18 protein-coding genes and 2 pseudogenes are annotated in these 20,946 nt (G+C 64.9%); 8 read left to right on the top strand and 12 right to left on the bottom strand.

What is annotated here, in order from left to right; all coding sequences use genetic code 11:
• The 5 genes and pseudogenes from SE92_RS27055 to SE92_RS36115 all read left to right on the top strand — a co-directional run.
• Positions 1-525 (top strand): annotated as a pseudogene (locus SE92_RS27055) (peptidase M15); the annotation flags it as partial.
• A 189-nt stretch (positions 526-714) separates the two neighbouring features.
• The gene (locus tag SE92_RS27050) at positions 715-2,400 is read left to right on the top strand and encodes a long-chain fatty acid--CoA ligase (protein ID WP_063200296.1); all 1,686 of its coding nucleotides are present in this window, start codon (positions 715-717) and stop codon (positions 2,398-2,400) included.
• A gap of 12 nt (positions 2,401-2,412) precedes the next feature.
• Positions 2,413-2,976, top strand: a complete 564-nt coding sequence (locus SE92_RS27045) for a DUF924 family protein (protein ID WP_063200293.1) — start codon at positions 2,413-2,415, stop codon at positions 2,974-2,976.
• 108 nt (positions 2,977-3,084) lie between these two features.
• Positions 3,085-3,570, top strand: a complete 486-nt coding sequence (locus SE92_RS27040; protein ID WP_008543132.1) for a peroxiredoxin — start codon at positions 3,085-3,087, stop codon at positions 3,568-3,570.
• A 27-nt stretch (positions 3,571-3,597) separates the two neighbouring features.
• Positions 3,598-3,957 carry a hypothetical protein gene (locus SE92_RS36115; protein WP_157095699.1) on the top strand — a complete coding sequence of 120 codons (360 nt, stop codon included), beginning with the start codon at positions 3,598-3,600 and terminating at the stop codon, positions 3,955-3,957.
• 22 nt (positions 3,958-3,979) lie between these two features.
• On the opposite strand, the gene rnhA is transcribed toward SE92_RS36115, so the two are convergent.
• The 3 genes from rnhA to ispH are packed head-to-tail and all read right to left on the bottom strand — an operon-like array spanning position 3,980 to position 6,399.
• Positions 3,980-4,444 carry a ribonuclease HI gene (gene rnhA / locus SE92_RS27030; protein WP_063200288.1) on the bottom strand — a complete coding sequence of 155 codons (465 nt, stop codon included), beginning with the start codon at positions 4,442-4,444 and terminating at the stop codon, positions 3,980-3,982.
• The gene (locus SE92_RS27025; RefSeq protein WP_063200284.1) at positions 4,441-5,424 is read right to left on the bottom strand and encodes a homoserine kinase; all 984 of its coding nucleotides are present in this window, start codon (positions 5,422-5,424) and stop codon (positions 4,441-4,443) included. The genes rnhA and SE92_RS27025 overlap by 4 nt, the downstream gene beginning before the upstream one ends.
• Before the next feature lie 6 nt (positions 5,425-5,430).
• Complete coding sequence (gene ispH, locus SE92_RS27020) at positions 5,431-6,399, bottom strand: 4-hydroxy-3-methylbut-2-enyl diphosphate reductase (protein ID WP_063200281.1); 969 nt, start codon at positions 6,397-6,399, stop codon at positions 5,431-5,433.
• A gap of 244 nt (positions 6,400-6,643) precedes the next feature.
• On the opposite strand from ispH, the gene SE92_RS27015 reads away from it, so the two are divergent.
• A complete protein-coding gene (locus SE92_RS27015; RefSeq protein WP_063200278.1) occupies positions 6,644-7,339 on the top strand; it encodes a DUF1013 domain-containing protein in 696 nt (231 codons plus the stop codon).
• A gap of 251 nt (positions 7,340-7,590) precedes the next feature.
• On the opposite strand, the gene SE92_RS27010 is transcribed toward SE92_RS27015, so the two are convergent.
• The 5 genes from SE92_RS27010 to SE92_RS26990 form a co-directional block, all read right to left on the bottom strand.
• A complete protein-coding gene (locus SE92_RS27010; RefSeq protein WP_063200276.1) occupies positions 7,591-8,337 on the bottom strand; it encodes an OmpW/AlkL family protein in 747 nt (248 codons plus the stop codon).
• A gap of 191 nt (positions 8,338-8,528) precedes the next feature.
• A complete protein-coding gene (locus SE92_RS27005; protein WP_063200273.1) occupies positions 8,529-8,798 on the bottom strand; it encodes a hypothetical protein in 270 nt (89 codons plus the stop codon).
• 191 nt (positions 8,799-8,989) lie between these two features.
• Positions 8,990-10,900 (bottom strand): propionyl-CoA synthetase, encoded by a 1,911-nt coding sequence (locus tag SE92_RS27000; protein ID WP_063200270.1) that lies wholly within the window; start codon positions 10,898-10,900, stop codon positions 8,990-8,992.
• A gap of 361 nt (positions 10,901-11,261) precedes the next feature.
• A complete protein-coding gene (locus tag SE92_RS26995; RefSeq protein ID WP_063200267.1) occupies positions 11,262-12,647 on the bottom strand; it encodes a tetratricopeptide repeat protein in 1,386 nt (461 codons plus the stop codon).
• 119 nt (positions 12,648-12,766) lie between these two features.
• On the bottom strand, positions 12,767-13,531 hold the full coding sequence (locus tag SE92_RS26990) for a tetratricopeptide repeat protein (protein WP_063200264.1): 765 nt from the start codon (positions 13,529-13,531) through the stop codon (positions 12,767-12,769).
• 106 nt (positions 13,532-13,637) lie between these two features.
• Here SE92_RS26990 and SE92_RS26985 point away from each other — a divergent pair.
• Both SE92_RS26985 and SE92_RS26980 read left to right on the top strand, forming a co-directional pair.
• Positions 13,638-15,212, top strand: a pseudogene (locus tag SE92_RS26985) (cation:proton antiporter); the annotation flags it as partial.
• A gap of 182 nt (positions 15,213-15,394) precedes the next feature.
• Positions 15,395-16,165: a hypothetical protein gene (locus tag SE92_RS26980; RefSeq protein WP_063200262.1), complete on the top strand. Its 771-nt coding sequence runs from the start codon at positions 15,395-15,397 to the stop codon at positions 16,163-16,165.
• A 64-nt stretch (positions 16,166-16,229) separates the two neighbouring features.
• Here SE92_RS26980 and SE92_RS26975 read toward each other — a convergent pair whose 3' ends face one another.
• The 4 genes from SE92_RS26975 to SE92_RS26960 form a co-directional block, all read right to left on the bottom strand.
• Positions 16,230-17,036, bottom strand: coding sequence for an SDR family NAD(P)-dependent oxidoreductase (locus SE92_RS26975; protein ID WP_063200259.1), 807 nt, complete (start codon positions 17,034-17,036; stop codon positions 16,230-16,232).
• A gap of 95 nt (positions 17,037-17,131) precedes the next feature.
• Positions 17,132-17,545 (bottom strand): DUF1850 domain-containing protein, encoded by a 414-nt coding sequence (locus SE92_RS26970; protein WP_063200256.1) that lies wholly within the window; start codon positions 17,543-17,545, stop codon positions 17,132-17,134.
• Positions 17,506-19,623 (bottom strand): TRAP transporter permease, encoded by a 2,118-nt coding sequence (locus SE92_RS26965; protein ID WP_063200253.1) that lies wholly within the window; start codon positions 19,621-19,623, stop codon positions 17,506-17,508. Before SE92_RS26965 ends, SE92_RS26970 begins: the two co-directional genes overlap by 40 nt.
• A gap of 144 nt (positions 19,624-19,767) precedes the next feature.
• The gene (locus SE92_RS26960) at positions 19,768-20,715 is read right to left on the bottom strand and encodes a TAXI family TRAP transporter solute-binding subunit (RefSeq protein WP_063200250.1); all 948 of its coding nucleotides are present in this window, start codon (positions 20,713-20,715) and stop codon (positions 19,768-19,770) included.
• Positions 20,716-20,946: the final 231 nt, after the last annotated feature.

The following is a 20,946-nucleotide window of genomic DNA, read 5'->3' as shown; positions in this document are numbered from 1 at the left end:
GGATCGGCCTCGGCCACCGGCGGCGAAGCCCAGGTCACCTTCTTCACCGCCGGCCTGCAGCCGCCTTTGATGAAGGCCTCCGAGCTGATGGCCTCGGCCCCGGCGGCGACCGAGCCCGTGCTGGTCTATACCGGCCCGACCCGCACCGGCACCGCCCTGATCGCGGCGGTCGCGGCCGATGCCGACCAGCAGGCCGCGTCGAAGCCGCGTGGCAAGAAGTCGCGCGTCGCCAAGAAGCCTGACGCGGCCGACAAGCCGAAAGACGCGGGCAAGGACGGCAACAAGGATATCAAGACGGCGGCGGCCAAGCCCACGGCCAAGCCGGCCGAGGCCAAGAACGAGCGGAAGAGCGACGGCAAGAACGACAGCAAGACTGCGGCAAAGCCGGCGGCGCCCAAGCATGCTGCCGCCAAGCACGATACGGCGGCAAAACCCGCCGACAAGCCTGCGCCGAGCGGCGATCCGAAACCCGCCAAGCCCAAGGCCGCGACCAAGCCAGCCGCCAAGCCGGCCAACAACAGTTAACGGCGCTCCTCACCGCAACGGCCGGCGCTTCGCACCTGCGGCAGCGCCGTTTGCGATGATTCCAGTAGCTCCTCCCCGACCTTTGCCCTAAGCCTCGGCGGCTTGCCACGCGTTCCGGCAGGTTCGATACTGGCGGCAATGAGGCAAGCCCGAGACACAACGGGCTCTGGTCAATGAGGGGAGTTTTCCATGGAGCGCATCTGGCTCAAGCAATATCCGCCCGGCGTGCCTGCCGATATCGAGCCGACGCAATACGCATCACTGGTCGACCTGCTGGAGGAGAGCTTCACTAAGTTCGCCGACCGCAAGGCGTTCATCTGCATGGACAAGTCGATCAGCTACCGCGACCTCGACCAGATGTCGGTCGCGCTCGCTGCTTATTTGCAGGGCCGCGGCCTGCAGCGCGGCGCCCGCGTCGCCATCATGATGCCGAACGTGCTGCAATATCCGGTGGCGACCGCCGCGGTGCTGCGAGCCGGCTTCGCCGTCGTCAACGTCAATCCGCTCTACACCCCGCGCGAGCTCGAGCACCAGCTGAAGGATTCCGGCGCCGAAGCCATCATCGTGCTGGAAAACTTCGCCCACACCGTCGAGCAGGTAATCGCGAAGACCGCAGTGAAGCATGTCATCGTCGGCAGCATGGGCGATTTGCTCGGCTTCAAGGGCGTGATCGTCAATCTCGTGGTCCGCCGCGTCAAGAAGATGGTACCGGCATGGTCGCTGCCGGGCTCGGTCTCCTTCAACGATGCGCTGTCCGCGGGACGCGGCATGACGTTCAACAAGCCAAAGCTCTCGCCGGGCGACGTCGCCTTCCTGCAATATACCGGCGGCACCACCGGCGTCTCCAAGGGCGCCACCCTGCTCCACCGCAACATCGTCGCCAACGTCCTGCAGAACGACGCCTGGCTGCAGCCGGCGATGGCCGCGCCGCCCCATGTCGATCAGCTCATGATCGTGTGCGCGCTGCCGCTCTATCACATCTTCGCGCTGACGGCCTGCTACCTGCTCGCGGTGCGCGCCGGCGGCTGCAATCTCCTGATCCCCAATCCGCGCGACATCCCCGGCTTCGTCAAGGAGCTTGCGAAATACCAGGTCAACAGCTTCCCGGCCGTGAACACGCTCTACAACGGGCTGATGCACCATCCCGATTTCAAGAAGCTCGACTTCTCCAAGCTGAAGATCTCCAACGGCGGCGGCATGGCGGTGCAGCGTCCCGTGGCCGATCAATGGAAGGCGATCACCGGCTGCTTCATCGCCGAAGGCTACGGCCTGTCGGAGACGTCGCCGACGCTGACCTGCAATCCCGCGACCGCGACCGAGTTCACCGGAACGATCGGCATTCCCGTGCCGTCGACATACATCTCGATCCGCGACGACGACGGCAACGAAGTGCCGCTCGGTCAGGCTGGCGAGATCTGCGCCAAGGGCCCGCAGGTGATGTCGGGCTATTGGAACAGGCCGGAAGAGACCGCGAAGGTGATGACCGCGGACGGCTTCTTCCGCACTGGCGACATCGGCGTGATGGACGAGAAGGGCTACACCAAGATCGTCGACCGCAAGAAGGACATGATCCTGGTCTCCGGCTTCAACGTCTATCCGAACGAGATCGAGGAAGTGATCGCGAGCCATCCGGGCGTACTCGAATGCGCCGTGATCGGCATCCCCGATTCCAAGTCGGGCGAGGCGGTGAAGGCCTTCGTGGTGAAGAAGGATCAGAACCTCACCGCCGAGGCGGTGATCAAATTCTGTCACGAGCAGCTCACCGGCTACAAGGTGCCCAAGCACATCGAATTTCGCAACGACCTGCCCAAGACCAATGTCGGCAAGATCCTGCGGCGGCAGCTCCGCGACGAGAAGAAGGCGGAAGCGGCGTAAGCCGCACTGCCGATGACGGACGCCGGCGACATCGCGCCATCAGGCATTCTCGCCTTCTGGCGCGAGGCCGGCCGCGAGCGCTGGTACGAGCGCGACGAGGCTTTCGACACGGAAGTCAGGCGCCGCTTTCTCGCGTTGTGGCAGAAGGCGGCCGCCGGTGAGCTTGCATCATGGGAGGCGAGCGACGAGGGCGCGCTCGCGCTCGTCATCGTGCTCGACCAATTTCCCCGCAACATGTTTCGCGGCGATCCCAGGACGTTTTCCAGCGATGCGCTGGCGCGCGATGTCGCGCGCCGGGCCATCGACCGCGGCGTCGACCGCAGGATCGATCCCGTGCTGGTCGAATTCCTCTATCTGCCTTTCATGCATTCCGAGCACTTGCCTGACCAGGAGCATTGCGTCGCGCTGTTTCAGAATGCCGACAATGCCAACAATGCCGAGAACCTGAAATACGCCCGGGAGCACGCTGACATCATCCGCCGGTTCGGCCGTTTTCCTCACCGCAACCGCGTCCTCGGGCGTCCGACCACGGAGGACGAGCAGGCCTTCCTCGACGGAGGCGGCTTTTCCGGCTGATGACATCGCGGTGAAGGACCGCCGCCACCCCCGCTTTCCCCGCCGGCAATATTGTGCAGGCCCGCTGCACGGTCTAAAAAGCGGGACCGATTTTCAGGGAGACTGACGATGGCGATCCAGACTGGCGACAAGCTGCCCGAGGCGAAGTTCCGCGTGATGACGGCGGAAGGTCCGCAGGTGAAGACCACCGACGATATCTTCAAGGGCAAGAAGGTGGCGCTGTTCGCGGTGCCCGGCGCCTATACCGGCACCTGCCACAAGATGCATCTGCCGAGCATCTTCCTCAACGCCTACGCCATGAAGGACAAGGGCGTCGACACCATCGCCATCGTCTCCGTCAACGACGCCTTCGTCATGAACGCCTGGAAGCGCGACACCGACCAGCGCGACGAGGCGATCTTCCTCGCCGACGGCAATGCCGAGTTCGCCAAGGCGATCGGCATGGAGCTGGACGCCTCCGCCAACGGCCTCGGCATCCGCTCCAAGCGCTATTCGATGCTGGTCGAGGACGGCGTGGTCAAGAAGCTGAATCTCGAGGCGATGCCCGGCAAGGTCGAGGTCTCCGGCGGCGATACGCTGCTGGGGCAACTCTGAACCTCCACTAAGAGCGGAGGGTTGGCCTTGCCGGTATCCATCAATGTTCATCTTGAAGAACACGCTGGCAGTACAAGCCAACCCTTCCACCCTGCGGGTGCAAAATATCAGTACCGCAAGGCTTCGAGCCTAACGGACAAGCCTGCACGGCTGACCGAGAGACAGGCCGTCTTTTATCGCAATTTGATTCGCATGGCGGAGCAGCTTCAATCGCAGGAGCTGCCTATCGACTTTGTCGATGCTAGCGGCGCGCACATGGCCATGGATCTGGGCTGCGTCAAGATCGCCGAGCACGCAAGTTTCCTGAAACCACTCGCTGACGGCCCAAGTGGCGAGATGACAACGGTGGTTTTGAATTGGTCCGTGCTACCGTCAGACAAGACATGAATGGTAGCAGAGATCTGCCGCCCTACTCCGCCACCCTCTGCTGCAACCGCGCCTTCACAATCCCATCGCGCGCCAGCTGATCGGCGCGCTCGTTCTCGGGATGGCCGGCGTGGCCCTTGACCCAGTGCCAGCGGACCTCGTGCGGCTTGAGCGCGGCGTCGAGACGCTGCCAGAGCTCGACATTCTTCACCGGCTTCTTGTCGGCGGTGCGCCAGCCGTTGCGCTTCCAGCCGTGGATCCAGCCGGTGATGCCCTGCCGGACATACTGGCTGTCGGTGTAGAGATCGACGGTGCACGGCTTCTTCAGCGCTTCCAGCGCCGAGATGGCCGCCATCAGCTCCATCTGGTTGTTGGTGGTATGGCGCTCGCCGCCGTTCAGCTCTTTTTCCTTGTCGCCGAACTTCAGGATCGCGCCCCAGCCGCCCGGCCCGGGATTGCCCGAGCAGGCGCCGTCGGTGAAGATCGTGACGACGGGCTTATCGCTCACGCGACCAGCCCCGACGGCATCAGCCCATAGTCGCGCACGCTTCCCACGCTCTGGTGGAAGCGCAGCTTGCGGACATATTCGAGAGGGTCCTTCGGCTTCACCAGCGCACCGGGCGGCACGTTGAGCCAGTCGACCAGCCGTGTCAGCAGGAAGCGGATCGCAGCCCCGCGCGCGAGCAGCGGCAGCGCGGCCTCTTCCGCCTCCGAGAGCTTTCGCACCCGGCCATAGGCGTTGAGGAAGGCACGCGCCTTGGTGACGTTGAAGGAATGATCCGGCTCGAAGCACCAGGCGTTGAGGCAGATCGCGACGTCATAGGCCAGCATGTCGTTGCAGGCGAAGGTGAAGTCGATGATCCCCGAAAGCTTGTCACCGAGAAAGAAGACGTTGTCGTTGAAGAGGTCCGCGTGGATCACGCCTTCGGGCAGATTATCGGGCCAGACGCCGCTCGAAAGATAATCGAGCTCGGTGGCAAGGAACGCGCGCAGGCCCGGCTGCACCTCGTCGGCGCGGTTCGAGGCCGCGTCGAACAGCGGCCGCCAGCCCGCAACCGACAGCGCATTGGCGCGGCGAACCGCAAAATCGGCGCCGGCCAGATGCATCCTGGCGAGGCCCTCGCCGACGCCGGCGCAATGCGCCACGTTCGGCTTGCGCGGCCACATGCCTTCGAGAAAGGTGATGATCGCCGCCGGGCGTCCCGAGAGTTCGCGCAGCGCCTCGCCGTCGCGCCCCTTCACCGGCAGCGGGCAGTTGATGCCGTGCTCGGCCAGATGCGTCATCAGCGCCAGGAAGAACGGCAGATCGTTCTTCGCCACGCGCTTCTCGTAGAGCGTGAGGATGAACGAACCCTGGCTGGTATGCAGAAGGAAGTTGGTATTCTCGACGCCCTCGGCGATGCCCTTGTAGGAGAGCAAATCGCCGAGATCATATTGCTTCAAAAAATCCGCTAGCTCGTCGGCGGCAACGTCGGTGTAGACCGCCATAAAAGTCTACTCGGCGGCAGCTTCAGGGCGCACCTGACGCGGCAGCGGGAAGAACTCGTTCTCTTCCGCGGCCGAGACCGTCTCCACATGCAGCGTGTAGCGCTCGGCGAAGGCGTCCATGATCTCTTCGACGATCACTTCCGGCGCGGAGGCGCCCGCGGTGATGCCAAGGCTTGAGATGTTGCTGAACCTCTCCCAATCGAGGTCGGCCGCGCGCTGCGCCAGTACCGCGATCCGGCAGCCCTCGCGCTCCGCGACTTCACGCAGGCGCTGCGAGTTCGACGAGTTCGGCGCACCGACAACGATGAGCGCGTCCACCACCGGCGCCACCTTCTTCACCGCGAGCTGGCGGTTCGTGGTGGCGTAGCAGATGTCTTCCTTGTGCGGCCCGTTGATGTTCGGGAAGCGCTCCTTCAGGAGCGCCACGATCTCCGCGGTGTCGTCGATCGACAGCGTGGTCTGGGTCACGAAGGCGAGGTTGTTGGGGTCCTTCGGGGAGATGGTCTTGGCGTCCTCGGCGGTCTCGATCAGGGTCACGGCGCCGGTCGGAAGCTGGCCGAGCGTGCCGACCACCTCGGGATGGTGCGAATGGCCGATCAGGAAGATCTCGCGGCCACGCTTGAAGTGGATCGCCGCCTCGCGGTGCACCTTGGTCACCAGCGGGCAGGTTGCATCCAGCGAGAACAGATTGCGGGACTGGGCGTCGGCCGGAACCGATTTCGGCACGCCATGGGCCGAGAACACCACCGGCGCGGAGGTGTTTTCCGGGATTTCCGCCAGCTCCTCGACGAAGATGGCGCCCTTTTTCTTCAACCCATCGACGACATACTTGTTGTGCACAATCTCGTGGCGAACATAGACCGGCGCGCCGTATTTATCGAGCGCCCGTTCCACGGTGTCGATCGCCCGGACCACCCCGGCGCAGAAGCCACGGGGAGAACAAAGCACGATCTTGAGGTCTGGTTTGGCTGACATTGAGCGATCTCGGGACCGAATCACCTCGCCAAATGGGCGGGAAGCGGTCGATGGATTGAATAGGGCTTAGGGTACGGGCTTACAGGGAATTGGGCCCCCTTTCGGGCGCTGTCAAGGCACTATCTATAGCAGAACCATTGCGTGGCTACCCCCTCCGGGCTTATATAGCGCGAATTCCCAGTCATCGCTGATGACCACCGGTTTCGCCTCCAAAGGGGTGGGCGAAGCACAAAGGAGATTTGCCATGAGCAACGCACCTCTGATGCCCAAGGCGACCGCCGTCTGGCTGCTCGACAACACCGCGCTGACCTTCGACCAGGTCGCCGATTTCACCAAGATGCATCCCCTCGAGGTGCGCGCGATCGCCGACGGCGATGCGGCCCAGGGCATCAAGGGCATGGATCCCCTCTCCAACGGCCAGCTGACCCGCGAGGAGATCGAGAAGGGCGAGAAGAACCCGGACTACCGGCTCCGCCTCCAGGAGAGCAAGGTGGTGCTGCCACCCCAGCCCAAGCGGAAAGGCCCGCGCTACACCCCGGTCTCGCGCCGCCACGAGCGTCCCAGCGCCATCCTCTGGCTGCTGCGCAACCATGCCGAGCTCAAGGACGCCCAGATCATGCGCCTGGTCGGCACCACCAAGAGCACGATCGCGAGCGTGCGCGACCGAACCCACTGGAACACCTCCCAGCTGACCCCGATCGACCCCGTCACGCTCGGCCTCTGCTCGCAGATCGAGCTCGATTTCGAAGTGGCGCGCGCGGCCAAGGAAAAGCCGATCGACGCAGCCTATGGCGGCGCCACCCTGCTGCCAGCCTCCGAGACCACCAAGAAGGACGAGTACGAGCCCGCGGAGAAGTCCAGCGACGACCTCAACCTCGACGCCGTGTTCGCCAAGCTGAAGACGCTCGGCGGCAAGAAACACGAGGACGAGGAGGAATAGTCCTTCTCTCTGCTTCAGCCTCAAACGCAAAAAGCGCGGCAGGGAAACCTGCCGCGCTTTTTGTTTTTGTCACCCCCCTCGGGGTCGTCCCTGCGAACGCAGGGACCCATAACCCCAGGGAGAAGTTTGGCGAAGATTCGTTGTTCGGTACTTCTACCAACAACAATCGATAGCTTCCGCGGTATGGGTCCCCGCGTTCGCGGGGACGACAGCGGAATTCGTCGCGACGCCAATGCCTCTTTCGACGCCTCTCAGAACTTGTACGTCACACCGGCGCCGACCAGCCACGGATCGATATGCGCGGTGCCGGTGACCGGCAGGCCGGAGACGGTCGCGCTGTAATCCGGACGCAGCCACAGCTTCTTGACGTCGACGTTGAGACCCCAATGCCGGTCGATCATGTAGTCGAAGCCGAACTGCACGGCGCCGCCCCAGGCGTTGCTGACATGCAAATTGGTGGTGGTGGCGACGATCGCAGGCGGACCGGCGATTGCGGCCGGCGAATTGGCCGCGGAATTGTTGAAGAACACGGTGTAGTTCACGCCGGCGCCGATATACGGCTTGAACGCGCCGAACTGGTCGAAGTGATATTGCAGCGTCAGCGTCGGCGGCAGCAGCGTGGTCTTGCCGATCGGCAGGTTCGCGAGCGAGCCGGTGCCGCTGATCGAGTGCCGGGTCACGCCGAGGATCAGCTCGGCCGCGATGTTCTTGGTGAAGAAATAGCTGATGTCGAGCTCGGGAACGACCTGATCGCTGATCGAGAGGCCCGAATTCGGCGAGGACAGCGAGGGCACGCCCGCCACATTGACGGTGGAGCCGCCGGCATCCGGCAACACGCCGAGCACACGCAGGCGCACCATCCAGGGATTGAACGCCTCCACCGGCGGCGGCGCCTTCTTGTAGACCGGCAAATCAGCGGCCTGCGCCGTTGCAAAGGTCCCCACGAGCATCGCACCCAGCGTCGCGATCCGCGCCACGTTTCTTATCGTTCCGTCCATTTCAATCCCCTTCAGCCATAGCGCGCTTCGTTGCGCGACATGAGCGTCAGAGCAGAAAGGGACCGCTGAAGGATTTGACCTCGATCAATTCAGGCGAACGTCGCCACGATTTGGCCACGGCGTTGCAGATGTGTCACGGAAATGGCGAACGCGTTGCGCCCGGCGCGGCAAGATAATGCCGCACCTCCCCGTCAGGGCCGCTCGGGATGGTTCAGCATGTATTCGCCGAGATCGCGCTGGCGGCGGTCGGCCCGCGCGGTGGCGGCGCTGCGCTGGACGTCGCGGTCCTTGCGGCAGGCCACGTATTCCGGCGAGCCCTGCGCATTGCCCCGGCTCAGGCAGACTGCGTCGTCATCGTCGCCGCCCACCGCCACCGGCGTCTGGTAGCGCGCGGAGCAGGCGGAGAGAGCGATGGCGAGCAGCACAGCTGCAAGCAGGCGCGGCGCGGCGGCGAGTGGCATACGAGGTCCCCTGTTGGCCGGCCCTGTTTAGCGCGGAATACGAAGATTGTAAGTCCCTGGGGGCTTCCCTGCTCGCGGTCATTCCACGCGAAGGCGGGGAATCCAGTACGCCGCGACCTCTCGATTCTAGCATCGCCGCCTCTGGAATACCGGATCACCCGCTTTCGCGGGTGATGACAGCGGAGACCGCCTCACACCCTCCCCTTCAGCGCCTCCCCGATCTCGTCGAGTGCCTTGGGATCCTCGATCGTCGCCGGCATGGTCCAGGACTCGCCGTCGGCAATCTTCTTGATGGTGCCGCGCAAAATCTTGCCGGAGCGCGTCTTGGGCAGGCGGCCGACGGTGATGGCGAGCTTGAAGGCTGCGACCGGGCCGAGCTTGTCGCGCACCAGCGCGATAATCTCCTTCTCGATCTCGGCGGGCGCGCGTTTCACGCCGGCCTTGAGCACCAGGAAGCCGCAGGGCACCTCGCCCTTGATCGCGTCCTTGACGCCGAGCACGGCGCATTCGGCGACATCGGGATGCGAGGCCAAAATCTCCTCCATCCCCCCGGTGGAGAGCCGGTGGCCGGCGACGTTGATGATGTCGTCGGTACGACCCATGACGAAGACATAGCCGTCCTCGTCCTTGTAGCCGGCATCCGAGGTTTTGTAATAGCCGGGGAATTCGCTCAAATAGGCTTCCTTGAAGCGCGCGTCCTGATTCCACAGCGTCGGCAGGCAGCCCGGCGGCATCGGCAGCTTGATGACGATCGAGCCCATGGTGTTGGGCCCCACCGGCTTTGCCGCCTCGTCGACCACATCCACCTGGTAACCCGGCATCGGCACCGTGGGCGAGCCGTGCTTCACCGGCAGCATGCCGAGCCCGACCGGGTTGCCGGCGATGCACCAGCCGGTCTCGGTCTGCCACCAATGGTCGATCACCGGCACCTTCAGCTGCTGCTCTGCCCATTCGACCGTCGGCGGATCGGCCCGCTCGCCGGCCAAAAAGAGCGTACGGAATTTCGAGAGGTCGTATTGCCGGATGAACTTTCCTTCCGGATCCTCTTTCCGGATCGCGCGGAACGCGGTCGGCGCGGTGAAGAGCGCGACCGCCTTGTGCTCCGAGATCACGCGCCAGAATGCACCGGCGTCCGGCGTGCCGACCGGCTTGCCCTCATACATGATCGTGGTCGCGCCGTGCAGCAGCGGGCCGTAGACGATGTAGCTGTGGCCGACCACCCAGCCGATGTCGGAGCCGCACCACCACACCTCGCCCGGCTTGACGCCATAGAGGTTGAACATCGACCATTTCACCGCGACGAGGTGGCCGCCATTGTCGCGCACGACGCCCTTCGGGATGCCCGTGGTGCCCGAGGTGTAGAGGATGTAGAGCGGATCGGTAGCGGCCACAGGCACGCAAGGTGCCTTCTTGCCGTCGTTCAGCGCCTTGCGGCGCAGGCTCGCCCAATCATAGTCCCGCCCCGGCGTCAGATCGCAGGTGAGCTGCGGACGCTGCAGCACGATGCAGGCCTTGGGCTTGCTGCCGGCCAGCTTGATGGCTTCGTCGAGCAGCGGCTTGTACTGCACGATGCGGCCGGGCTCGATGCCGCAGCTCGCGGAGAGAATGAGTTTCGGCTGCGCGTCGTCGATGCGGGTGGCGAGCTCCTTGGCGGCAAAGCCGCCGAACACCACCGAGTGCACCGCGCCGATCCGCGCGCAGGCGAGCATCGCGACCACGGCTTCCGGCACCATCGGCATATAGAGAATGACACGGTCGCCCTTGGCGACGCCGAAATCCTGCATGATGGCGCCAAGCGCCTGCACCTCGTTCAGCAGTTCCGCATAGGTCAGCTTGGTGACACTGCCCGTCAGCGGCGAATCGTGGATCAGCGCGACCTGGCCGGCGCGGCCGCCTTCGACATGGCGGTCGAGCGCGTTGTAGCAGGTATTGACGACACCGCCGGTGAACCAGCGGCCGTAGGGTCCTTGGCTGGGATCGAAGATTTTCTTGGGCGGCTCGATCCAGTCGATCTCCTTGGCCGCCTCAGCCCAGAAGCCTGCGGGGTCGGCGAGCGAGCGCGCATGGACCTCGTGATAGAGACTCTTGCCCTGGATGTTCATTCCCGCGCTCCCGTTCCCTTTGTTCGGCTGGCCCTGAACCTCGTGGCAGGGCGGGCGTGCCGCCATGACCAGGATCAATCGCCGGCCTTGTTTGCCGGCTATTTTCCCGGGAACGGGCCGCGGTTCAAGCTGAAAAGGATGGGGCTTCTGAAGGTGGAGTTCGCGCCGCATTGGCGGTGCGCTCCCTCTCCCGCCTGCGGGGGAGGGCCGGGGTGGGGGTGCTTCCGCGACGGGATTGCTCGAGGCCCTAGCAGGAAATCCCCAAGAGGAGAGAGCCCCCACCCGCCGCGCTATTCGGGCGCGTCGACCTCCCCCGCAAGCGGGAGAGGTAACCGAGCCAGCCGCGCGACCTCGGTCCCGCTCAGCTCTCCATCGCATTCAGCTTCTGCAAGCGCTCCTGCATGACCTTCTTCAGGTCATAGCCCGGGCGGCCGAAGCTCGTGTTGCGCGTCGTCAGGAAATCGCGCTGCGTCTTGCGCAGGTCGTTCGCCGAACGCTTGCTTGCAGATTTCAGCACGCGCGCGTAGGTCTCCGCGATCTGGCGGTCGAGCACGCCGAGGTCGGGATCGGCGCAGATCACCTTCTCGACCTCGCGCTTGGCGGTCGCGCATGCGAAGGACGGACCGTTGCCGGACGCCGCATTCAGCGCCCGCGGTGGTTCGGTGCCGAACTTCGCGATCTCGGCGATCATGGCGCGGCGGCCGCTCGCGGCATTGTCGTTGGCGGGGTCGAGCCGCAGGGCCGCCTCGTAGTCGGCCAGGGCCTTGGCGCGCTCCCCCATCTTCTTGTAGAGCACGGCGCGGTTGTTGTAGGTCTTTGCAAAATTCGGATCGAGCTTAAGCGCGGCATCATAGTCGCTCAAGGCAGCGCCGAGCTCACCCTTGAACTGATAGGAATCGCCGCGATTGGTCAGGAAGTTCGCGCGCTGCTCGCGCCGGATCGCCTGGTCGTAATCGGCGATGGCCTTGTCGTACTCGCCCATCGCGGCATAGGCGAGGCCGCGATTGTCGTAATATTCCGGCTGCTTCGGATCGAGCCTGATTGCCTCGCTATTGTCGGCGACCGACTTGTCGAACTGGCCGAGCTTCTCCCAGGCCGCGCCGCGGTTGGAATAGGTGCGGGCCCGGTTGGGATCGAGCCGCAAGGCCTCGTCGAAATTCCTGATCGCCTTGTCGTTGTCGCCGCCGAGATAATACGTCGCACCGCGGTCGGACCAGGCCTGTGCATAGTCGGGCTTGAGCTTGATCGCCTGATCGTAGTCGGCGACCGCGCGGTCGAGCCGGCGCTGATTGGTGTAGACGACACCGCGCAGCCCGTAAGCCTCCGCATCAGCAGGGTCGAGCTCGATCGCCTTGCTGAGATCAGCCGCGGCGCGGTTGAGGTCGCCGCCGGCCTCGCGCAGCAGGTCGCCGCGCAGACGCCAGGCCTTTGCATTCTTGCCGTCGAGCGCAATGGCACGGTCGATGTCCCGCAAGGCCTGCGTGAGGCCGCCCGATGTCCGGGCGTGGGCGTCGGCACGAACCAGCAGCGCCGCGGCGCGCTCGGACGTGGGATTGGCCGCCTGGTCGATGATGACGGTGCAGGCCGGGATCAACTCTGCCGGGGCGGCCTTGCTGCCCGTCGCGCAATCGGTGCCGGCGGAGGCCGGGGCTGTGAGGGCGAAGCTCATGACCGCGCTGACGAGAAAGATGCGCAGCGAGATTCTCGCAAGCGAGGGCATTTGCGCGGGAAAATGCGTGCCGCACATGACAGAGTGCTCCGTGACGTCAGGTTTTCACCATTGTCGCGGCGGGACACGGATGGGTTCAATGCGGGCCTGTCGCCGGGCTTGTCCCGGCATGGCGAACTCTCATAAGGCGAAGACGCTCAATAGCCGTCCACCCCGTTGATCTCTTGCACCCGCTCCTGCATCGCCTTCTTCAGATCGTAGCCCGGCCGGCCGTACGCCGCGTTGCGACGGGCAATGAACGCGTCCTGCTCGCGCTGGAGCTTCTTCGCCGCCGCCGGATTGGGCGCCTCCCGGAGCGCTCGCACATGCGATCCGTAGATCTCGCGGTCGAGATCGGCTAGCTCGCGACTGCCGCAGATCGCTCTTTCCACGGCGAGACGCGCTCGCGCGCAATTGAAGCTGGGCTTGCCGGCGACGGCCATCTGCGCACCGATCCGCTCGATCTCGCGGGCCATTGCCTTGTGATTGGCCTTGGCTTTCTCGTGGTTCGGATCGAGCTTCAGGGCAGCGCCGAAATCCTGCACCGCCTTGGGCTTGTCGCCCTTCTTGAGCCAGAGCTCGCCCCGCGCGTTGAAGATGTCGGCAAGCGAGGGATCGAGCTGAAGCGCGCGGCTGTCGTCGGCGATGGCGCGATCGATCTGGTCGTGCCGCGCAGAGAGCGCCGCCCGCGCGATCAGCGCCTTGATCAGGTCCGCCTTCGCCGTCTTCTCATTGTCGATCACGGCGGCGCAGGCCGTGGCAGCCTTCTCCATGTCGTCGACTGCAGCAGCCGCAAGGCATGAAGCGACATCGACCTGGATCACCGCAGCCGGCTCGCCGCCGGTCGCAGCATGAGCGGCGGCGGCCATGAGCACGCAAAGCAACACGACACCTGACGATTGGATGAGTTTTTGAAGACGCATGCTCGTTGCAGCCGGAAGTCTTGTCATCGATCTCGTCTTAAGTCTTTGCCTTAGGTCTTGCTTCAGGACCCCAGTATCCATCATACGGCCGGATTGGTGCTAGCTTGTGGCGCCGCTCACATCGGCTTCGGGGATCATCGTGTCGACATTCGAATGGATCATCACGCTTCTGCTCGGCGCCGTTGCCTTATCGGCGCTGGCGCGGCGGATCAAGGTCCCCTATCCGACCTTTCTCGCCATCGGCGGGGCGCTGATCGCCTTCGTGCCGTCCAGCCCGTCCTGGACACTGGAGCCGGACCTCGCATTGGCGCTTTTTGTCGCACCGGTCCTGCTCGACGCCGCGTTCGACACCTCGCTGCGCGATCTGCGAAACAATTGGGTTCCGGTCTCGACCCTGGTCGTCGCCGCGGTCGGCCTGACCACGGCCGGCGTCGCCTACGTCGCGCACCGGCTGATGCCCGATATGCCCTGGGCCGCCGCGGTTGCGCTCGGCGCCATCGTGGCGCCGCCCGACGCGGCTGCCGCGGTCGCGATCCTGAGCCAGGTCAAGCTGCCCCACCGCATGGTCAAGGTCTTGGAAGGCGAGAGCCTGCTCAACGATGCCACTGCCCTCCTGATCTATCGCATCGCGGTCGGCGCGGTCGCCACCGAGCATCTGACGTGGAGCCAGGTGGCGCCGACCATGGCGCTGGCCCTCGTCGGCAGCGTCGTCGCCGGCCTGCTCGCAGGCCGCATCATTCCGCTGTTCCTGGAACGGGTGACGGAGGCGCCCAGCGCGATCATCGTGCAGTTCGCCACCACCTTCATGGTCTGGATCGCCGCCGAGCATCTCGGCCTCTCCGGCATCCTCACTATCGTGGTCTATGCCATGACGATGGCGCGCTCGGCGGGGATGCGCATGCCGGCGCGACTGCGGGTGCCGTCCTATGCGGTCTGGGAGACGACGGTGTTCGTGCTCAACGTGCTCGCCTTCATGCTGATCGGCATGCAGATGCGGCCGATCTGGACGCGGCTCGACGCGGACGTGCGCTGGGAATATTGCGTGGCCGCGGCCTGGATCCTGCTCACCGTGGTGCTGGTCCGGCTGCTCTGGGTGACGTTCTACCGCACCATCTTGCGTGTGCTGGTCGCGCAGGGGATCTATCATCCGAAGGATCCGAAGCAGGTCGCCTCGGCCAAGGGCGGCCTCATCATCTCCTGGTGCGGCATGCGCGGTCTCGTCACACTCGCCACCGCTTTCGCGCTGCCGGAGAATTTTCCCCAGCGCGACTTCATCGTCTTCATCGCCTTTGCGGTGGTGCTGGGCTCGCTGGTGATCCAGGGTCTGACGTTGCGACCGCTGATCCTGGCGTTCGGCCTCAAAGACGACGATCCCGTCGGCACCGAGGTGGCGCGCGCCCGCGCCGTCGCCTATCGCGCCGCGCTCGATGCGATCGAGAGCGATCCGTCGGAGGAAGCGGAGATCCTGCGTCTCGAATATCGCGCCATCCTGATGCAGACGGAAAGCGATCCCAACGGCGGCATCGCGAGTGGCGAGCTGCCCGCCGATCCCTTGCGCCGCCGCGCCATCGAGGCCGCCCGCAAATCGATCATCACACTCCGCGCCACCGAGGTGATCGGCGACGATGCCTTCCACCGCATCGAAGAGGAGCTCGATCGCGCAGAATTGAGCGCGGGGGGGATGAGGCTTCTTTACTCGCCCCGCGTGCGGGGAGAGGTCGACGCGTGCAGCGCGGCGGTGAGGGGTACAGGTCAGTCGGCAGACTCGCACGCGGAGAGAGCCCCTCACCCCGGCCCTCACCCCGTAAGGACGGGGAGAGGGAGAGCGTTGAACCAAACTCGTCCTTCCCAGACTCACCCCTGATGACGACTCTGACCGACGACCGTCGTGTCCGCGCGCGAGATGCGTCGCCCGCACGATATTTTTATCTCCACATGGCCCTGGCATGCGCGGCCACCGCATTTCTCGGCTTCACACCGACCTATTGGCTCCCCCTCGCCAACCGGACGCTCTCGACCAGCCCCGTGATTCATTTTCACGGACTCTTGTTCTTCACTTGGTCGCTCTATTTCGTGCTGCAGACCTGGCTCGCCGCCTCGGGCCGCGTGGTCAACCACCGTTCACTGGGCATCGCCGGTGTCTCGCTCGCGACCGCGATGACGATCTTCGGCTTCCTCGCCTCCGTGCACGTGATGCAGCATTCCGCCGCGCTCGGCCAGAAAGACGCCGGCATCGGCTTCTCGATCGTGCCGATGAGCGGGATCGCGTTCTTCGCCATCGTGTTCGTGCTCGCGATCATGAACACCCGCAAGCCCGAGATTCACAAGCGCCTGATGCTGCTCGCCGCGGTCTCGATCCTCGATGCCGCGATCGCGCGCTGGTTCCTGACCTTCCTCGCGCCTCCCGGACCGCCCGGCCCGCCGCCGGTGCCGGTGACCATCGCGCCGGCTGTCGTCGCCTCGCTCCTGCTTGTCGTCGCCATGGTGCGCGACTGGCGCACCGAGGGCCGCGTGCATCCGGTCTATATCACCGGGACGCTGGCTCTGCTGACGGTGAAGGTGCTGAACTGGCCGATCAGCGAGAGCGCGGCGTGGCATGCGTTTGCCGGCGGGATATTGGCTCTGGCGCAGTAGCTATCGATGCCGTCCCGGATCTGCGCGCGCTTGTCCGGGACGACGGCTGTGTATGCGGCGGCGCCTACGCCCCCGCCTTGCAGGTGATGCCGCCGTCCACCACGAGCTCGATCCCCGTCACATATTTCGACTCGTCCGACGCCAGGAACAGCGCGGCGTTGGCGACGTCGAAGGCATCGCCCATGTGGCCCATCGGCACCTGGGCATCCCGCGCGCGCCACATCGCCTCGACATCGCCCTTGGCGTAGCTGGCGGCCAGGCCTGCGGAATGCTCGACCATCGGCGTCTTCATCAGGCCGGGCAGGATCGCATTCACCCGCACATGATGGCGCGCGAACTCGACCGCGGTGGTGCGCGTCATCATGTTCATCGCCGCCTTGGAGGTCCCGTAGGTGACGTAGGATATGCCCATGTGGCGGATCGAGGCGATCGAGGAGATGTTGATGATCGAGCCGCCGCCCTGCTTCACCATCACAGGGATGACGTGCTTCATGGCGAAATAAGCGCTCTTGAGGTTGACGCTGAAGACGCGGTCCCAGCTTTCCTCGGTCACCTCGACCACGCTGCCCATCTCGGCGATGCCGACATTGTTGTCGAGCACGTCGATGCGGCCATAGGCCTTCAGGCACGCCGCCACCATCGCCTCGATCTCGCTCGCCCGCGACACATCGGCCGTGAAGGCCATCGCCTTGCCGCCCTCGCCGGTGATGATCTTTGCGGTCTCCTCGGCCGCCGCACCGTTGCGGTCGACGCAAAACACTTGCGCGCCTTCACGCGCAAAGGTCACCGCGGTGGCCTTGCCGTTGCCCCACCCCGGACCGATCGAACCGGCCCCCACCACCATCGCAACCTTGCCCTTGAGCCGATCCATCGTGTTTCTCCCGTGTTGTTGTTCTTCTTGTAGCCCGGATGGAGCGCAGCGCAATCCGGGGCAGTGGTCCCGGATTACGCTGCGCTCCATCCGGGCTACGGGTCGCTGCAAATCTTCATCGTGGTGACGTTAGCACCAATGGGATGCCCGACAATCTCCGACAGCGTCCGGCACTGTCCGTCATGGCACAACCGCCATTCGCCCGCCGCGCCGGAATTGCCGAGCACCACCTCCTGCATCGGTGGCCGCTTCGGCTGCCACTGAAACCAGCCGTCGACCAGCCGCGCCTCGGGCGGCGGCTCCATGCCGGGGCCGGTGCCCTTGACGCGGGCCTGCACCAGTTCGAGACCAGCGGGGGTGACGCGCCAGTCTTCCTGCCAGTCCACTTTCGCGATCGAATGCGTCCAGACCAGCGTGAACGCTGACAACGCCAGCGCCTTCACGCCGCCGGCGGTGGCGAAGCAGAGGCTCACACCGCCTCGACAGGCGCAGGCGGGCGCCGCCGCCATTGCCACAGCACGATGGCCGCAGCCAGCACGAAGCCCGCGGTGTCGCTGAACGCAAATTCGCCGAGCAGGCAGAACGCGGCACCAAGCGCGACCAGGCGCTCGATCAGCGTCAAGCGCGTGAACAGGAATCCGATCGCAACCATGCCGAACAGGGCGATCGCCACCAGCGCCTTCACGCTTGCCAGCGCCACCGCGCCGTAGAAGCCGAGCTTGGCGGCCATGGGATCGCCGGCCTGCAGCATCAAGGCCGGCGAATAGACGAAGATGAAGGGGATGACGTAGCCGGCGAGCGCGATACGCATCGCCTCCCAACCGATCTTGTCCGGATTCTCCTTGGCGATCGGCGCCGCCGCGAGCGCGGCGAGCGCCACCGGCGGTGAGAGGTCGGCCATGATGCCGTAATAGAACGCGAACATGTGGCTCGCGATCAAGGGCACACCGAGCTTGGCCAGCGCGGGCGCCGCGAGCGCAGCGGTGATGATGTAGGTCGGGATGGTCGGAATGCCGGTGCCGAGCAGGATCGACAACAGCATGGTCATGATCAGCGCCAGGAACAGGCTCTTCTCGCCGAGCCCGATCACCCAGCCGCCGAAGATGGTGCCGACGCCGGTCTGCGACATCATGCCGATGATGACGCCGACGATAGCGCAAGCCATGCCGACAGTGATCGCGGATTTGGCGCTTTCGGCCAGCGCGTCGCGACAGTCGCGCAAGGCTCTGAACCCGCCACGCACGAAAGCGGTGATCAAGATCAGACCGACGACGACGCTCGCGACCGGCACGATCTTGAGGCCGTCACGCGACAGCGCGGCAACCACCAGTGCGAGGCCGACCCAGAAGATGATGCGGATCGCATTCGAGGAGGCGCCCGTCGTGATGGCGGTGCCGAGGATCAGCGCCACGGTGAGCGCAAGGCCCATGCTGCCGGCATAGAGCGGCGTAAAACCTTCGAACAGCATGTAGACCAGCGCGGCCAGCGGCAGCACGAGGTACCAGCGCGTCACCAGCGCCTTCCACGCGCTCGGGATCTCCGAGCGCTTCATGCCGACGAGGCCGTGCTTGCCAGCCTCCAGATGCACCATCCAGAAAGCCGAGGCGAAATAGAGGATGGCGGGGATCGCCGCCGCCTTGACGATCTCCGAATATTGCACGCCGAGCGTCTCGGCCATGATGAAGGCGACCGCGCCCATCACCGGCGGCATGATTTGTCCGCCCATCGACGCGGTGGCCTCGACGCCGGCGGCGAACGCGCGGCGATAGCCGAACCGGATCATCAAGGGAATCGTGAACTGGCCGACGGTGACGACATTGGCGACGCCGGAGCCGGAGATCGTGCCCATCATGCCCGAAGCGAACACCGCGACCTTGGCTGGGCCGCCGCGGGTCCGGCCGAACAGTCCAAGCGAGACGTCGGTGAACAGCTGGATCATGCCGGCCCGTTCCAGGAACGAGCCGAACAGGATGAACAGGAAGATATAGGTCGCCGAGACGTAGATCGGCACGCCGTAGAAGCCCTCGGTGCCGAACGACAGATGCGTGATGATCTGGTCGAAATCGTAGCCGCGATGGTTGAGCGGCGACGGCAAATACTGGCCGAAGAACCAGTAGACGAGGCAGGCGCCGCACATCAGCGGCAGCGCCGCGCCCATCAGGCGCCGCGTGCCCTCGAAGATCAGCACCGCGAGCACCGTGCCGACCACGAGATCGAGCCGGGTCGGATCGCCGTCGCGCGCGATCAGGTCGGCGTAGAAAATCCACTGGTAGAGCCCGCAGAGGAAGCCCGCGCCGCCGATCAGCCAGCCGAGCGCGCGGCCGGCATTGCTCTTCGCCGTGAAGTTGGCGATCAGGCCGAAGGTGAGCAGGACCAGGAAGCCGACATGGACGCCGCGCACCACCTGGCTCGGCAGATAGTTGAAGGCGGCGACGTAGAGCTGGAACGTGGCAAAGGCGATGCCGATCCAATAGGCAAGCGCGCCCCACCCGCGCGGGCCGAAGCCCTCCGGGAAACCATGCTCGAAATTGTCGAACTCGACTTTGACCTTCTCGGGCGCAGCTTCAGTGCCCTCTGCCTGCAACATCGTATTTCCCCGCGCCCTGATGGACGTTCTTGCAGCTTTCTCGCTGCGCCCGAATGCGTCATGCCCGGGCTTGACCCGGGCATCCATCGGAAGACGACTCTCAAAGGATTGATGGCCGGGTCAAGCCCGGCCATGACGAGTGTCTTACTTGATCAGTCCCTTTTCCTTGTAATAGCGGATCGCGCCGGGGTGCAGCGGAACCGGGCTGCCGGTGGCGGCGGTTTCGAGCTTGATCTCCTTGCCGGCGGCGTGCGCGTTCTGCAATTCCGGCAGCGATTCATAGACCAGCTTGGTCATCTGATAGGCGAGATCGTCCGACACGGCGGAGCTCGTGACGAGGTAGTTGATCACAGCCGCCGTCGGCACGTCCTTGTCCTGGCCGGTATAGGTGTTGGCCGGAATGATCGCGGAGACGAAGGGCGGGCCGATCTTGTCGACGGTCTCCTTCGGCACCGACACCACCGTGATCGGGCTCGAGGTCGACAGATCCTTCAGCGAGGCGACGCCGAGGCCGGCCGATTGCAGCGTCGCTGCAAGCTGGCGATTCTTCATGAGATCGACGGATTCGGCGAACGGCAGATACTCGACCTTGCCGAGATCCTTGTAGCTCATGCCGGCCGCGGACAGGATCGCGCGCGAATTCAGCTCCGTGCCCGACTTCGGCGCGCCGACCGAGAGGCTCTTGCCCTTGAGGTCGGCCAGCGTCTTGATGCCGCTGTCCGCGGTGGCGACGATCTGGATGTAGTTCGGGTAGATCGCGCCGATGGTGCGGAGCTTGTCGAGCTTGGTCTTGAAGCCCGCTTCCTCCTCGCCGTCCCAGGCGGCCTTGAGAGAATCGCCCAGCGTGAACGCCAGCTCGCCGCGGCCCTGCTGCAGCAGGATCAGATTCTCGACCGACGCCTTGGTGGCCTGCACCTGCGTCTTCACGTTCGGGATCTTGTCGCCGTAGATCTTCCCGATCGCGACCCCGAGCGGATAATAGACGCCGGAGGTGCCGCCGGTCAGCACGTTGATGAAGGATTGCGCCTGCGCGCAAGGTGCCGACGCCGCCAGAGCAAGAGCCGCGGCCGCGCCGAAAATGGTCCGTTTCATGGTTGTTGTTCTCCCCAAACCGGCCGCGAAATTGGCCGGATGACGCGAGCGGGTCAACCCATCCAAAAGATAAAGCTGGGCTGCGGTAAATGGCCGATCCGGCTCGATTTTTCGGGAACCCGGCGGGTGCGGCGACGTGGCGCAGCATGAGGGGCAATCGCGCGTGCCGCGGCTCAATCACCTCGCCCGCTTGCGGGAGAGGTCGCGCCGAAGGCGCGGGTGAGGGCCTTA

Source organism: Bradyrhizobium sp. AT1 (assembly GCF_001590795.1).
In the GTDB taxonomy this organism is placed as follows: Bacteria; Pseudomonadota; Alphaproteobacteria; order Rhizobiales; family Xanthobacteraceae; genus Bradyrhizobium.
The sequence above is the reverse complement of the archived record's forward strand: the minus strand, read 5'-3'. Positions and strand labels throughout refer to the sequence as shown.